Below are 15,418 nucleotides of genomic sequence, written 5' to 3' on the forward strand. Positions count from 1 at the left end.
GCTCCGACCCGCGTCGCGTGTCGAGGCGAAACACTACCCGGGCCAGACCGGGAAGCATCCTCCGATCGGTCATTCTTGACCGACGAGCAGGTCACGCACGAGCGTGTGGAGCAGGTCGAAGCCGTTCTGGGTCAGGATCGACTCGGCGTGGAACTGGATGCCGCGGTAGTGCGGCCCGCGCAGCGCGTGCACGTCGCCGGTCGCGGGGTCGGTGTCGACCTCGACGCCCTCGGGCAGCACCGTGTCGTCGCCGACCCGGCCGACGAAGGTGTTGTAGAAGCCGACCCGCTCGGTGCGCCCGGCCAGCCGCACCGGCGACTGGGTGCCCTGGAAGACGATGTCCTTGTAGGCCAGCGGCAGCCCGAGCTGGTGGCACAGCGCCTGGTGGCCCAGGCAGACCGCGAGGAACGGCTGCTCGGCGGCCAGCAGCGAGGCGACCGCCGCGCGCAGGTTCTGCATCTTGGGGTCGGTGTCGTCGCGGGGGTCGCCGGGCCCGGGGCCCACGACGACCAGGTCGTGCCCGTCGAGGCAGCCCGGCTCGTAGTCCTCGTGACGCACCACGGTGCTGCTCAGGCCGATCACGCCCATCACGTGGCGCAGCATGTTCACGAAGTCGTCCTCGCCGTCGAGGATGACCACGCTGCGCCCGGCCAGGCGGGGGTCGGGGTCCTCGTCGGCCTGGTCGGTCAGCCAGAACGACGAGAGCCGGCGGTTGCGGGCGTTGAGGGCGATCAGCACGTCCTCGTCGGCGGCCAGCTCGGCCACCGGCACGTCGGGCGCCGGCGCCGCGGGCACCAGCCCGAAGGCACTGAGGATGCCGCCGGCCTTGGCGTGCGTCTCGGCGACCTCGTACGCCGCGTCGGAGTCGCGCACCAGGGTGGCCCCGGCGGTCACCTTGAGGTTGCCCTCGAGGTCGACGTCGGCGCTGCGGATCACGATCGGGCTGTCGACGACCGGGCCGCCGCGCTCGTCGCGGCCCAGGATCGCCAGGGCCGCGCCGTAGTAGCCGCGCCCCTCCGACTCGTAGGCCTTGATCAGCCGGCAGGCGTTCTCGACGGGGCTGCCGGTGACGGTGGCGGCGTACATCGTGTCGCGCAGCACCTCGCGCGGGTCGCGGTCAGTGCGCCCGGCCAACAGGTACTCGGTGTGCACGAGGTGGGTCATCGGCTTGAGGAACGGCCCGAGCACCTGGCCACCCTCGTGGCAGATGTCGCACATCATCTTCAGCTCCTCGTCGACGACCATGAAGAGCTCGTAGATCTCCTTCTCGTCGCGCAGGAAGTCCATCAGCGGGCCCTTGACGTCGCCCTCGCGAGGGATGCGGAAGGTGCCCGAGATCGGGTTCATCCGCACGTCGCCGTCGTGGATCGAGACGTGCCGCTCGGGGCTGGCGCCGATGAGGAACCGGTCGCCGGTGAAGAAGACGTAGGTCCAGTAGGCGCCGCGCTCGCGCTCGAGCAGGCGCTTGAAGACGGTCAGCGCCGTCGCCACGCCCCAGTCGGCGACCTTCGCGCGGTAGTGGCGACCGACGACGAGGTTGGCGCCCTCGCCCTGGCCGATCTCGTCGCGGATGATCGTGTCGACGACCTTCGCGTACGCCGCGTCGTCGGTCTCGAAGCCGCCGCGGTCGGTGAACTCGACCCCGGTGTCGTCGATCGCCTCGACCACCTCGGCGACGGAGAACTCCAGCTCGGTCTCGACGTCGACGACCACCAGCGGGGTGCCGTCGTCGTGGGCCTCGAAGCCGCGCTCGGCGACCTGGCGGAACGGGATGGCCAGCAGCCGGTCGGCGATGTGGCCGTCAGCCGGGGCGCCCTCCTCGAGCGGGACGTCGAGCAGCGACTCCACGACGCTGCGCCGGCCCCCGACGAGCCCGACGGTGTCCTTGTCGCCGATCCGCGTGGAGCGCCGGATGATGGCCCACGCCTCGTGCCCCTGGATCGCCTCGATCGCGGCGCGGGCATCCCGGGTGGTGGGCTCAGTCATGCCCCGCAGCCTAGTTGCGCGGCTCGCCCCGGTCGGCAGCGCAGTCAGCCAGCAGACGGGCGAGCTCGTCGGGGCGGGTGTACATCGGCCAGTGACCCGAGTCGATGTCGACGTAGTCGACCTGCCGCGCCCTGGCCAGCTCGGGCACGTCGCCGGCCTCGACCCACTCCCTGGCCTGCTCGGGCGTGTACTCGGGGCACACCATGGTCACCGGCACGTCGTAGCGGCGCTCGTCACGCAGCCGCACGACGCCCTGGGTGACCGCGGCCGGCACCGCGAGGGCCCCGGCCGCCACCTCCGCCTTGAGCTCCGCCGACATGTCGTCGGAGTCGGGACCCTCGAAGGGCTCCCAGCCGGGGAACGCCACCACGCCGTCGACGGGCTCGAAGAACCCGAAGTAGGTCTCGCCGTCCTCGGAGGGCATGCCCCCGACCAGCACCACCCGCGCCACCGCCTCCGGGCGGGCGTCGGCCGCGACCCAGGCCAGGGCGCAGGCCGCGGAGTGGCCGACCACCAGCACCGGCCCGTCGGCGGCGTCCACGGCCGCGACGACGGCCGCCACCTGGTCGTCGTACGTCGCGCCGGCGTCGCCGTCGCCCTGGCCGGGCAGGGTCAGGGCGACCGGGCGGTGCCCGAGCCGCTCCAGCCCGGGCACGACCTCGCGCCAGGCCGTCGCGTCGAGCCACATGCCGGCGATGAGCAGGATGTCCATGTCAGTCCTCGTCCCGGGTCAGGAAGGCCGTGAGGCCTCCTCACCCAAGGTAAAGCAGGGCGCCGACGTCGCGCTCAGGACACCGTCGTGAGCAGCTGCGTGGCGCGGGTCAGCACCACGTAGAGCGTGGCCCGGCCGGTCTGCGACTCGTCCTCGATCTCCTGGGGGCGCACGACCACGATCCCGTCGAACTCCAGGCCCTTGGTGTCGAGACCGGTGAGCACCACGACCCGGTCCTCCCCCGACGGCGTGACCGAGGAGTCGACCGCGGCGCGGGCACCCTTCGCGTCGTCGGCGAGCTCGGGCCACGAGGCCAGCCACCCGTTGACCTGCGAGCGGCGCGCGGCCGCGACCACGACGCCGACGGTGCCGGCCACGCGGCCGGCGAGGTCGACGACGGCCTCGCGGACGGCGGCCTCGAGGTCGGGGGCGTCCTCGACGACCCGCGGCTCGACGCCGGTCGAGCGCACCGCGGTGGGCAGGTCGGCGTCGAGGCCGACCCGCTCGGCGTACGCCGCCGCGTGGGCGTAGATCTCGGAGGAGTTGCGGTAGTTGGTCGAGAGGTGGAACTCGTGCAGCGCCTTGCCCTCGATCGCCTCGGCGCGGGCCGCGGCCGACTCCTCGGGCACCGGCCAGGACGACTGGGCGGGGTCGCCCACGATGGTCCACGACGCGGTGCGCCCGCGGCGCCCGACCATCCGCCACTGCATCGGGGTGAGGTCCTGGGCCTCGTCGACGAGCACGTGGGCGAAGGGGTCGTCGTCGATCTTGTGGGTCGGCGGGGCCCAGGCCCGGCCGGAGGGCGCGTACTCGCGGTCGGCGGCGGTCATCAGCTCGGCCATGTCGTGCCCGCCGTCGAGCAGCGCGGTGTCGGAGAGCGACGCCTCGTCGTCGGTGCGCTCGGGCACGTCGCCGAGCGCGTAGCGCAGCTCGTCGAGCAGCGGCACGTCCTGGACCGTGAGGTCCTTGCCGACCGGGTGGTCGGGCAGGTCGGCCCACGACTTGGTGAGCACCCGCTGCTCCTCGGCCGAGAGGACGCCCTCGGCGACCCGGGCCAGCACCTCGGGCTCGCGCAGCCAGGCCAGCACCGTGGGGGCGTCGAGCGGCGGCCACCAGGCGGTGACGAAGTCGAGGAACCGCTGGTCGCCCAGCAGGTCCTCGTTGAAGGAGTCGCGGCCGCGCTCGCGCCCGCGCTCGCCGCGCACCTGGCGCCACAGCGCGTCGAGCAGCGCGCCCGGCACCCGGGGCAGCTGGCGGTTGCGGCGCCCCTGCGACATCAGCTGGCGCCGGATGCGGCCGAGCAGGCCGCGGTCGAGCACCAGCACGTCGTCGCGGTAGAAGGTGCGGAACTCGGTGGGGCTGCCGGGCGCCTGCTGGCGCGCGACGCGGCGCACGACCTCGGCCATCCGGGCCGCGCCCTTGACGTCGGCCACCGACGGGTCGTCGTGGCGGGTCGCGCGCACGCCGTCGACGACCTCGCCGAGCGAGCGCAGCGCGACCGCGGTCTCGCCGAGGCTGGGCAGCACCCGCTCGATGTAGCGCATGAAGACACCGCTGGGCCCGACGATGAGCACGCCGCCGGTCTCGTAGCGGCGCCGGTCGGTGTAGAGCAGGTACGCCGCGCGGTGCAGCGCGACGACGGTCTTGCCGACGCCCGGTCCGCCGGAGATCGCGACGACGCCCTTGCCGGGCGCGCGGATCGCCTGGTCCTGCTCGGCCTGGATGGTGGCCACGATCGAGTGCATGGTGCGGTCGCGGGCCCGCGAGAGCTGCGCCATCAGCGCGCCCTCGCCCACGATCGGCAGGTCCGCGCCGGTCTCCTCGAGCGCCTCGGCGTCGAGCAGCTCGTCCTCGACGCCGACCACCTTCGGCCCCTCCGAGCGCAGCACCCGGCGGCGGATCACCTGCTGGGGCGTGGCCGCGGTGGCTTGGTAGAAGACCGCGGCGGCCGGGGCGCGCCAGTCGATGAGCAGCGAGTCGCGCTCGGCGTCACGCAGCCCGATGCGCCCGATGTAGCGCGGCTCGGGGTCGAGCCCGGGGTGCAGGTCGAGGCGCCCGAAGACCAGCCCCTCGTGGGCGGCGTCGAGCTGGGCGATGCGCCGCGCGGCCTGGTAGACCATCGCGTCGCGCTCGACCAGCCCGCCCTCGTGGCCCAGCCGGCCCCGGTCGTGGCCCTCCTTGGCCAGCGCCTGGGCCGCGGCCGACGACAGCGCGAGCTGCGCGTAGACCTTGTCGACGTACGCCTGTTCGCGCGCGGTCTCCTGCGCTGCGAGATCCTCGGTCAACGCCCGCATCCCCTTCACCGTGCTGCTCCTCGTGCAAGGAGAGGACTTTACCGGTCCCTGTCGGACGACGGCACGCCGACGCCCCCTACCGGGCTCAGGCCACCGGGCGGTAGAGCAGGATCGACCCCTCGAAGGGGCGCCCCCGGTCCTCGTAGAGGCGCACGTCGTAGGTGTCGCCCGCCAGCAGCTGACCGGCGATGCTGCTGCCGCCGCGCGCCGAGGAGCTCAGGCTCGAGGCGACGTCGTCGCTGCGCCGCCTCCCCGACTGCGCCTCGAGGCCAACAGTGCCGCCGTCCCAGGTGTAGCCGACCAGCACGGGCCCCTCTTCGGTCTCGACACGACGGGCGACCGGCTCGCCGTCCTCGGTGGCCGTCATCGCGCTGGCGAGCCGCCACCGGCGGCCGTCGTGCTCCACGACCTCGTCGACCGAGGCGCCGTCGACGGTGGTGGTCGCCGGCTCGGGATACGCCCCGACGCCCAGCACGGCCAGGGGGTCGTCGACCTCGGGGCCGTCCGAGCCACGGGTCAGGTAGACGCGCAGGGTGTGCTCACCCCGGGCGATGCCGTCGCTCATCGACACCCATCCGCTCGGCAGGTCGAGCACCCCGTCGTCGTCACAGGGGCCCCGCAGGAAGGCAGACCTGCCGTCGAGGTCGACGTTGACCCACCCGCCCGAGACCGACGAGGTGCAGTACGTGGAGATCCGCACGACCTGGCGCCGTGGCAGGTCCAGGGGCAGCGACACCTCAGCGGCCCCGTCGCGGCTGAAGGCGGCGCCGAGGAGGTCCTCCCCGGCCACCTCCCCGCGGAACGCCGTCATCATGTCCGGGCCCACGACACCACCGGGCACGGTGCCGGTCGGCTCGTAGATCGCCAGCCCGACCTGCGCCTCGGGGCCCAGGTCCTCGAGCCTCACGGTCAGCTCGGTCGTCACCGGGCCCAGCGGCGTCGGGGGCTGCACCGACCCGTCGCCCAGGACCCTCGCCACCCCGTCCTGAGCGTAGACGAGCGTCGCCACCCCGCCGTCGAGATCGGAGGCGGCCAGCGACACCACCCGCCACCCCTCGCTCGGCGGCAGCGGCACCCGGACCCGCCCGTCGGCGGAGGACACCGCGACCGTCTCGGCGAGCTCGTACTCGCGCCCCAGGACCATCACGGCGCCGGGCACCTCCTGCCCACCGACGGTGCGCGGCCCCCCGGCGGGTTCGGGGCCGTCCCCACCACCGACCGGGCCGAGGGCGGCCAGGCCGACACCGGCGGCGAGCACCACCGCGGCCAGCGCCCCGGCCGCCGTACGCCGCCGGCGGCGCAGGCCCCGCACCCGCTCGTGCACCGCCACCACCCGCGGCGAGGCGCCCGGGTCGTCGACCCGGTGGGCGTGGGCCTCGAGGGTGCTGCGCAGGTCGTCGACGGAGCTCATGAGCGGTCCTCGGTCTCGGTCTCGGGGAGGCTGGTGCGGGGCGAGGGGGCCAGGGACGGGTCGATCCGCAGCTTGGCGAACGCCTTGGACGTCTGGCTCTTGACGGTGCCGACCGAGCAGCCGAGCACCTGGGCGGTCTGGGCCTCGGTGAGGTCCTCGAAGTAGCGCAGCACCACGACGGCCCGCTGCCGGCGCGGCAGCCGCTCCATCGCCGTCCACAGGTCGTGGCGCTGCCCCACCGCCTCGGCCTGGTCGGGGGTGCCGCCCTGCTCGGGCAGCTCGTCGGTGGCGTGCTCGCCGTTCCAGCGCCGCCGCCACCAGGTGGCGTACGTGGTGACCAGGATCCGGCGCACGTAGGCCTCGTGCTGGTCGATGCGCTCCCACGCGAACCACGCCTTGGCCAGCGCGGTCTGCAGGAGGTCCTCGGCCAGCGCGTGGTCGTGGGTCAGCAGGTACGCCGTGCGCAGCAGGCCGGCGGAGCGCGCGAGCACGAAGTCGTCGAAGGCGACGCTCCGGCTGCTCGCCGGGGAGTGCGGCACGGCTCCTCCTGGTCGGGACGGGCCCGAGCGCGTCCCGGTGGGGGTGGTGGTCATGTCCGGGAGGACCACCCGAGGATCATGGAAGGTTGCCTCCCGGCGGCTACAGTCTCGCGCCGTGACCGATCCTCTCGTGCCGAGCGCTGCGAGCCGCCGCCGCAGCCCCTGGCCCGCGGTGGTGCTGGCGCTGCTGCTGGTCGGCATGGTCAGCGCCGCGACCGGCGGGGACCGCTCGGGGCCGCCGGAGGCGCTCACCCCGGTCTCCTCGTCCACCGACCACCGGCCCAACATCGTGCTGTTCTCCAGCGACGACCAGCGCCTCGACGAGATGGTCTTCCTGCCGCAGGTCCGCGCGCTCCTCGGCGAGCACGGGCTGACGATGAGCGAGGCGATCACCCCGCACCCGCTGTGCTGCCCGGCCCGGGCCGAGATCCTCACCGGCCAGATGGCCCAGAACAACGGCGTGCGCACCAACTTCCCGCCCCAGGGCGGCTACGCGGCCTTCGACCCGTCGTCGACGATCGGCACCGACCTGACCCGGGCCGGCTACAACACCGCCTTCCTGGGCAAGCCCCTCAACGGCTACGACGAGGGCGACGGGCGCGACCCGGGCTGGACGATCTTCAACGCCACCAGCCACGGCTACTCCGACTACTACGACTTCACCCAGTTCGACGAGGACCGCAAGGTCAAGGTCGAGGGCTACTACACCGACTACCTCGCCGAGAAGGCCGTCGAGTACGCCGGCGAGCTCAGCGACATGGACGACCCCTTCTTCCTGTGGGTCAGCCACTTCGCCCCGCACCCCAGCAAGGGCCGCTCGGGCTGCCACGACGCCAGCTGCAAGAACGCCCCGCCGGCGCTGTCGCCGTCGTACGAGGCCAGCTCGCGGCTGCTGGGCCGGCTGCCGATGCAGGACGAGGCCGACCGGCTCGCCGACACGATCCTCGACTCCCCCGCCTACCGCGAGCGCGACCGCTCCGACAAGCCGCACCTGGTGCGCCGCCAGGCGGGCACCTCCGACGCCAAGGTGCGCCGCCTCGTGCGGGCCCGCGCCGGGGCGCTGGCCTCGCTCGACGACGCCTTCGCCCGGCTGGCCGCCCAGCTGCGCGCCGACGGCGAGCTCGACAACACCTTCGTCGTCTTCGTCACCGACAACGGCTACACGCTCGGTGAGCACGGCTGGTTCGGCAAGACGCTGCCCTACGAGCAGAACCTGCGGATGCCGATGCTGGTCGCCGGCCCGGACGTCGAGGCCGGCGCCACCAGCGACGTGGCCGTCAGCATCGTCGACCTGGCCGCGACCTTCCTCGACATCGCCGGCGCCGACAGCGACCGCCGCCTCGACGGGGTCTCGCTGCTGCCGACCTGGACCGGACGCTCCACCCGGGCGCTGCACCCGGGCGGGATGCTCATCCAGGGCGGTCCGTTCAAGCCCGAGACCGGCCCCCGGGGCTGGCTCTACCGGGGCGTGCGCACCGAGCGCTACACCTACGCCCGCCACGTCGACGGGACCGTCGAGCTCTACGACCGCGAGCGCGACCCGCACGAGGTCGCCTCGGTGGCCGGGCGGGCGTCGTACGCCGCCGTGGAGCGCGAGCTGGCCCGCCGCACGGCCGTGCTGGGCCGCTGCTCGGGGCCGCGCTCGTGCACCCGTGACTTCGGACCGCTGCCGCAGCCGAGCTGAGCCGAGGTCCCCGTGAACGGCACGCCCACCCTCTCCGCGCCGCGGCTCCCACGGCCGCTGGTGGCGGCCCTCGTCGCCCTGGTGGTGCTGATCGGCCTCGCCGCCGTCGTCGAGCTGCGCTCCCAGCAGCGCGCCGAGCGGCCCAACATCGTGCTGATCACCACCGACGACCAGCGCCTCGACGAGATGCAGTTCCTGCCCGAGACCCAGCGGCTGCTCGGCGGGGCCGGGCTGACCTTCGACAACGCGCTGACCCCGCACCCGCTGTGCTGCCCGGCACGTGCGGAGCTGATGACCGGCCAGCTGGCGCAGAACAACGGGGTGCGCGGCAACTTCCCGCCCCAGGGCGGCTTCGCGGCGTTCGACTCCAGCCAGCACGTCGGCACCTGGCTCAGCGACGCCGGCTACCGCACGGCGTTCGTCGGCAAGATGCTCAACGGCTACGGCAAGAACGACGGGCGCCTGCCCGGCTGGTCGATCTTCAACGCCACCAGCCACGGCTTCGCCGACTACTACGACTTCGTGCAGTACGACGAGGACGAGGCGGTGCAGGTCGACGGCTACTACACCGACTACATCGGCGAGAAGGCCGTCGAGTACGCCGCCGACCTCGCCGACGGTGACGACCCGTTCTTCATGTGGGTCAGCCACTTCGCCCCGCACCCCGCGCGCCAGCGCTCGACCTGCAAGTCCGAGACCTGCGGCACCGAGCCGCCGCTGCCCTCGCCGCAGCAGCGCAAGCAGCAGGAGCGCACCGGCAAGCTGCCGCACCAGGACCGCGCCGACGCGCTGGCCCGCTCGATCATCGAGTCGCCCGCCTTCAACGAGGCCGACGTCTCCGACAAGCAGCGCCTGGTGCGCCGCCAGGAGCGGCTGGCCGAGGGCAAGGTGGTGCGCAGCGCCCGCGGCCGCGCCGCGGCCCTCGACGCGCTCGACCAGACCATCGCGCCCCTCATCGACCAGCTGCGCGAGTCGGGCGAGCTCGACAACACCTACATCGTGCTGGTGACCGACAACGGCTTCCAGCTGGGCGAGCACCGCTGGTTCGGCAAGATCCTGCCCTACGAGGAGAACGTCCGGACCCCGATGCTGGTGCGCGGCCCGGGCATCGAGGCCGGCACCACCACCGACGCGACGGCCACGATCGTCGACCTGGTGCCCACCTTCCTCGACATTGCCGACGCCACGTCGACCCTCGAGCAGGACGGCCGCTCGATGCTCGACCTGTGGCGCGGCGAGGAGGACGACGACCTGCACCCCGGCGGCGTCCTGCTGCAGGGCGGTCCCTACAAGCCCGAGACCGGCGAGACGGGCTGGCTCTACCGGGGTGTGCGCACCGATCGCTACACCTGGGTGCGCTACCACGACGGCTTCGTCGAGATGTACGACCGCCAGCGCGACCCCGAGCAGCTCACCTCGGTCAGCGGCCGCCCCCGCTACGCCGCCGTCGAGACCGAGCTCGAGCGCCGCGCCGAGCTGCTCTCCGACTGCGCCGGCCCCGAGGAGTGCAACCAGGACTTCGGCCCGCTCCCCGAGCCGGGCGTGGGCTGAGCCGGCCGTGGGTTGAGCCGGCCGTGGGTTGAGCCGGCCGAGCGGTCACTTCTGAACCACCGAGCAGTCAGGTTTGCACCCTCGACCGGTCACTTTCGCACCGTCCATCGGGGGATAGGGCACGGCGGCGTACGCCGCGCAGCGAGCCGGCCGGTTCGAACGAGCCGGCCGGCGCGCTGTGGGGTGAGCAGCGAGGGCCGGCGGCCCGACGGCGTACGACGAGGTCTGCGCGGTCCTCACCGGGTCTCGGCGACGCGCGTCGCTGGCGCTCCTTGCTGCTCGACCAACGGAGCGGCGTACGGCCCCCGTGTTGAGCAGCGAGGGCCGGCGGCCCGACGGCGTACGACAAGGTCCGTGCGGTCCTCACGAGGTCTCGGCGACGCGCGTCGCTGGCGCTCCTTGCTGCTCGACCAACGGGGCGGCGCACGGCACCCGTGGTCGAGCAGCGAGGGCCGGCGGCCCCACGGCGTACGGCGAGGTCCGCGCGGTCCTCACCGGGTCTCGGCGACGCGCGTCGCTGGCGCTCCTTGCTGCTCGACCAACGGATCGTCGTACGGCGAGGTCCGCGCGGTCCTTGCGGGGTCTCGACGACGCGCGTCGCTGGCGCTCCTTGCTGCTCGACCAACGGGCGGCGTACGGCGTGAGCTGGCGACCGCGGGTCAGCCCTTGGGGCGGGAGAGGAAGGCGGTCATCGCGGACTTGGCCTCCTCGGAGCCGAAGAGGCGGGCGGAGAGGCGGGCCAGGTCTGGGCCACGCTCGTCGATGCTGGCCAGGAGGTCGCGGTTGAGGAGGGCCTTGGTCTCTCGCAGGCCCTGGGGGGAGCCGGTGGCGAGGCTGGCGCACGCCTCGGCGACGGCGTCGTCGAGGCCGTCGGCGGGGACCACGCGGGTGACCAGGCCCCAATCGAGCGCCTCGGCGGCGCCGAAGACCTCGCCGCCGAGCGCGGCGAGCGAGGCGGCGCGGCTGGTCATCCGGGGCAGCACGGTCAGCGAGATGGCGGCGGGGGCGAGGCCGAGCTTGACCTCGGTCAGCGCGAAGGTGGCGCCCTCGGCGCACACGACGACGTCGGAGGCGGCCACCAGGCCGGTGCCGCCGGCGCGGACCGGCCCCTGGAGCCGGGTCACGACGGGCTTGGGGTGGGCCACGACGGCGCGCTGGAGCGCCACGATGGTGCGCGCCCCCTCCTCCATCGACCCGGCGGCCGCCTCGGAGAGGTCGGCGCCGGAGCAGAAGACCTTCCCGGTGGCGGCCAGCACCACGACCCGGGCCTCGTCGTCGGCGCCCGCGCGGTCGAGGGCCTCCTGCAGCCCGGTGACCAGGCGCCGCGACAGCGCGTTGCGGTTGTGGGGGGAGTCGAGGGTGATCGTGGCGACGCCGTCGGCCACCTCGTAGCGGACCAGGGGCTCGGCGGACTCGTTCTCGTGCGACATGCGCCACATACTGCCGCGCCGCCCCAGGCATCCGTCGAGGGGCTCCGCTACGAACAACCGCCATGTCCACACCCACGCCCGACCCATCGTCCGACAGCACCGCCGACCGCGGCTCCCGGTCCCACCGACTCGGTGTCACCGCGCTGTGGGCAGGCCTGGGCGTGGTCTCCACGCTCCTCGGCATGGCCGCGGCCCACCTGGTCGCCTCCCTGCTGACCCCGTCGTCGTCGCCCGTGCTGGCGGTCGGCTCGCAGGTCATCGACCTGACCCCCACCCCGATGAAGGAGTGGGCGATCCGCCAGTTCGGCACCGCCGACAAGGTGATCCTGGTCGGCTCGGTCATCGTCGTCGTGCTGATCCTGGCCGGCGTCGCGGGCGTGCTCGCCCGCCGCCGCCTGGCGTACGGCGCCGGCCTGCTGGTCCTGCTCGTCGCGATCGCCGCGGCCGCTGCGCTGAACCAGGGCAGCGTCTCGGAGCTGCTGCCCAGCCTGGTCGCCGCCGTCGTCGGCGTCGCGTCGCTGTGGTGGCTGCACCGCAAGGCCTCGGCCACCAAGGCCGCCGACCCCGGGCAGCCCCGCGAGGCGGGCACCGGCGCGAGCCGCCGCGGCGTGCTCATCGCCGCCGGCGCCCTCGCCGCCGCGGCCGCCGTCCTGGGTGGCGCCGGTCGCTACATCACCAGCCTGCGCAGCGGCAACGTCGACATCGCGCTGCCCGAGCCGGCCTCGCCGGCCGGCGCCTTCCCCGAGGGCCTCGACGGCCAGGTCAAGGGCATCACCCCGCTGCGCGTGGCCAACGAGGACTTCTACCGCGTCGACACCCGCCTCGACACCCCCGTGATCGACCAGGACACCTGGACGCTGACCATCGACGGCGACGTCGAGCGCGAGATCACCCTAACCTTCGACGACCTGCTCGAGATGGACCTGATCGAGCGCGACATCACCCTGACCTGCGTCTCCAACAGCGTCGGCGGCGAGTTCGTCGGCGGCGCCCGCTGGCTCGGGGTGCGCCTGACCGACCTGCTCGACATGGCCGGCGTCGGCGACACGGCCGACCAGATCTACACCACCGACTTCGACGGGATGACGATCAGCACCCCGCTCGACCTGGCCACCGACGGCCGCGACTCCATGATCGCGATCGGCATGAACGGCGAGGCGCTGCCCCGCGCCCACGGCTTCCCGGCCCGGATGATCGTGCCCGGCCTCTACGGCTTCATCAGCGCGACCAAGTGGATCACCCGCATCACGCTGACGACGTACGCCGAGAAGTCGGCGTACTGGACCGACCGCGACTGGGCCACCGACGCCCCGATCAAGGTCTCGACGCGCATCGACACGCCCAACGCCCTCGAGCAGCTGCCCGTCGGCGAGAACATCATCGGCGGTGTCGCCTGGGCCCAGCAGAAGGGCGGCGTCGACAAGGTGCAGGTGCGCATCGACGGTGGCCCGTGGCAGGACGCCGAGATGGGCCCGAGCGTCAACAACGACTACTGGCGCCAGTGGTTCTACCGCTGGGACGCCACCGAGGGCGGCCACGCGGTCGCCGCCCGAGCCATCAGCGGCGACGGCACCACCCAGACGCCCGCGCGCGCCCTGCCCTTCCCGGAGGGCGCCAGCGGCATCCAGGAGCTGCGTGTCACTGCGGGATGACCCCGCCGTGAGCCCGCAGTGACCCAGGCCACACGAAAAACCCGCAGTTCGTTCCATCCGGCCCAATCCGGGCCCCCCGCAGTACCGAACAACCAGTGTTCAGCCACCAAGTTCAGCCAACGAAAGGCACGATTCCCCATGAAGAACACCACCTTCAAGCGCACCGGCGCCCTGGCCGCCACGGCCCTCACCCTCTCGCTCGGCCTCGCGGCCTGCGGCGACGACGCGGACGAGACCAGCACCGCTTCCGAGGACACCAGCTCGGAGACCACGGACGCCCCCGAGGAGGAGACCGCCGAGGCCTCCGCCAGCGACCAGGTCTTCGGCCCGGCGTGCTCGGCCGTGCCGCAGGACGGCAAGGGCTCCTTCGACGGCATGGTCCAGGACCCGGTCGCCACCGCCGCCAGCAACAACCCGCTGCTCGGCACCCTGGTCACCGCCGTGGGCGAGGCCGGCCTCGTCGACACCCTGAACGACGCCGAGGCCCTGACGGTCTTCGCGCCCACCGACGACGCGTTCGGCGCCATCCCGGAGGAGGACCTCAACGCGGTCCTCGCCGACAAGGAGACCCTCACCGCGATCCTGACCCACCACGTCATCGGCGAGCAGCTCGACCCCGACGCCGTCGTGGGCGAGCAGGACACCCTCAACGGTGACACCCTCACCATCAACGGTGACACCGACGGCATGACCGTCGAGAACGGTGACACCCCGGCCAACGTGCTGTGCGGCAACATCCCCACGGCCAACGCCACGGTGTACGTCGTCGACGCCGTGCTGATGCCCTGATCCTCTCCACCTGAGAAGATCAGCACGTGACTGAGCCAAGGCTGACCGTCGCCGGGGACCCCGAGGGGTCCCCGGCCGGCGGGGCCGCGCCCCCGGACCTGGCAGAACTCCTTCGCTCCTCCGCCAAGGGGGACCAGCAGGCGTTCGCCCAGCTCTACGACGCGGTCGCCTCCCGGGCCTACGGCCTGGTGCTCCGGGTCGTCCGCGACCCGGCCCAGAGCGAGGAGGTCCTCCAGGAGGCCATGCTCGACGTCTGGCGCCAGTCGGCGCGGTTCGACGCCGACCGGGGCAGCCCGCTGTCCTGGATGCTCACGATCGTGCACCGCAAGGCCGTCGACCGGGTCCGCTCGGCCGAGGCGTCCACGCGGCGCGACACCACGTACCACCAGCACAACCAGCCGGTCGAGCACGACTCGACCGCCGAGGCGGCCCACGCCTCGATGGAGGCCCGCAGGGTCCGCGACGCGCTCACCACGCTCACGCCGGTGCAGCGCGAGGCCCTCGAGCTGGCCTACTTCGGCGGCTACACGCACACCGAGGTGGCCACCATGCTCGACCTACCGGTCGGCACAGCCAAGACACGAATACGCGACGGACTCATCCGCTTGCGAGACACGATGGGAGTAGGCCAATGAACGACGTGCACGCGCTGTCAGGCGTCTACGCCGTCGACGCCCTCGACGAGTTCGAGCGGGTCCAGTTCGAGCGGCACCTCGCCGAGTGCGCCGAGTGCCGCTTCGAGGTCGACTCGCTGCGCGAGGCCTCCGGTGTGCTCACCGAGGTCGCCCCGATCGCTCCCCCGCCGGCCCTGCGCGAGCGGCTGCTCGCCGAGGTCGCCACGGTGCGTCCCCTGCCCCCTTTGGTGCAGGAGGTCTCCCGCCCCCGTGCCCGCCGATTTCCGGTTCTGGTCGCCGCCGCGGCTGCAGTGGTAGCCATGGTCGGCGTCGGTGGCGGCATCGCCGTCATCCAGCCCTGGGAGGACGACTCCTCGGTGCAGGAGGCCAGCCCCGTGGTGGTGACCCCCAAGGCGGTCACCGAGGTGCTGCAGGCCGAGGACGCCGAGACCGTCACCCGCACCTTCGAGGACGGCGCCAAGGCGACCGTCACCCGCTCGAAGTCGCTGGGCCAGGCCGTCATCATCACCGAGGGCATGGCCGACCCGGGCGAGGGCCTGGTCTACGAGCTCTGGCTGCAGCGCGACGGTCGGATGAAGGCCGCGGGCTTCATGCCCAAGGGCCCCGACAACGTCGTGCTGCTCTCCGGCGACGCCGCCACCGCCGAGGCGGTCGGCATCACCGTGGAGCCCGAGGGCGGGTCCAACACCCCGAACTTCGAGTCGGCCATCGTCATCGGCTTCGAGCAGGCCTGAC

12 protein-coding genes are annotated in these 15,418 nt (G+C 73.2%); 6 read left to right on the forward strand and 6 right to left on the reverse strand.

Annotation, left to right across the window (positions count from 1 at the left end; genetic code table 11):
• Positions 1–69 precede the first annotated feature (69 nt).
• From H0S66_RS06670 to H0S66_RS06690, 5 genes are all read right to left on the reverse strand, one after another.
• The gene (locus H0S66_RS06670; protein WP_179614692.1) at positions 70–1,986 is read right to left on the reverse strand and encodes an anthranilate synthase family protein; all 1,917 of its coding nucleotides are present in this window, start codon (positions 1,984–1,986) and stop codon (positions 70–72) included.
• Positions 1,987–1,996: 10 nt separating this feature from the next.
• On the reverse strand, positions 1,997–2,698 hold the full coding sequence (locus H0S66_RS06675) for an alpha/beta fold hydrolase (RefSeq protein ID WP_179614693.1): 702 nt from the start codon (positions 2,696–2,698) through the stop codon (positions 1,997–1,999).
• Positions 2,699–2,772: 74 nt separating this feature from the next.
• Entirely contained in the window at positions 2,773–4,992 is a 2,220-nt protein-coding gene (locus tag H0S66_RS06680) for a HelD family protein (RefSeq protein WP_179617229.1), read from the reverse strand.
• An 85-nt stretch (positions 4,993–5,077) separates the two neighbouring features.
• Positions 5,078–6,403 (reverse strand): hypothetical protein, encoded by a 1,326-nt coding sequence (locus tag H0S66_RS06685; protein ID WP_179614694.1) that lies wholly within the window; start codon positions 6,401–6,403, stop codon positions 5,078–5,080.
• Entirely contained in the window at positions 6,400–6,942 is a 543-nt protein-coding gene (locus H0S66_RS06690) for a SigE family RNA polymerase sigma factor (RefSeq protein ID WP_258017130.1), read from the reverse strand. Before H0S66_RS06690 ends, H0S66_RS06685 begins: the two co-directional genes overlap by 4 nt.
• Before the next feature lie 115 nt (positions 6,943–7,057).
• Between H0S66_RS06690 and H0S66_RS06695 the strand changes: the two genes are divergently transcribed.
• Together H0S66_RS06695 and H0S66_RS06700 are read left to right on the forward strand one after the other, a co-directional pair.
• Positions 7,058–8,626, forward strand: coding sequence for a sulfatase family protein (locus H0S66_RS06695; protein ID WP_179614696.1), 1,569 nt, complete (start codon positions 7,058–7,060; stop codon positions 8,624–8,626).
• Between the two features lie 12 nt (positions 8,627–8,638).
• Positions 8,639–10,177: a sulfatase family protein gene (locus tag H0S66_RS06700; protein ID WP_179614697.1), complete on the forward strand. Its 1,539-nt coding sequence runs from the start codon at positions 8,639–8,641 to the stop codon at positions 10,175–10,177.
• A gap of 659 nt (positions 10,178–10,836) precedes the next feature.
• Here H0S66_RS06700 and H0S66_RS06705 read toward each other — a convergent pair.
• Positions 10,837–11,607, reverse strand: a complete 771-nt coding sequence (locus H0S66_RS06705; protein ID WP_179614698.1) for an enoyl-CoA hydratase family protein — start codon at positions 11,605–11,607, stop codon at positions 10,837–10,839.
• A gap of 62 nt (positions 11,608–11,669) precedes the next feature.
• Here H0S66_RS06705 and H0S66_RS06710 point away from each other — a divergent pair, with 62 nt between their 5' ends.
• The 4 genes from H0S66_RS06710 (at position 11,670) to H0S66_RS06725 (ending at position 15,417) form a co-directional block, all read left to right on the forward strand.
• Positions 11,670–13,259, forward strand: a complete 1,590-nt coding sequence (locus H0S66_RS06710; protein WP_179614699.1) for a molybdopterin-dependent oxidoreductase — start codon at positions 11,670–11,672, stop codon at positions 13,257–13,259.
• Between the two features lie 138 nt (positions 13,260–13,397).
• On the forward strand, positions 13,398–14,048 hold the full coding sequence (locus tag H0S66_RS06715) for a fasciclin domain-containing protein (protein WP_179614700.1): 651 nt from the start codon (positions 13,398–13,400) through the stop codon (positions 14,046–14,048).
• Between the two features lie 26 nt (positions 14,049–14,074).
• Entirely contained in the window at positions 14,075–14,683 is a 609-nt protein-coding gene (sigK, locus tag H0S66_RS06720) for an ECF RNA polymerase sigma factor SigK (RefSeq protein WP_258017131.1), read from the forward strand.
• Complete coding sequence (locus H0S66_RS06725; RefSeq protein WP_179614701.1) at positions 14,680–15,417, forward strand: anti-sigma factor; 738 nt, start codon at positions 14,680–14,682, stop codon at positions 15,415–15,417. Before sigK ends, H0S66_RS06725 begins: the two co-directional genes overlap by 4 nt.
• Position 15,418 lies beyond the last annotated feature (1 nt).

The organism is Nocardioides marinisabuli, from assembly GCF_013466785.1.
In the GTDB taxonomy this organism is placed as follows: Bacteria; Actinomycetota; Actinomycetes; order Propionibacteriales; family Nocardioidaceae; genus Nocardioides; species Nocardioides marinisabuli.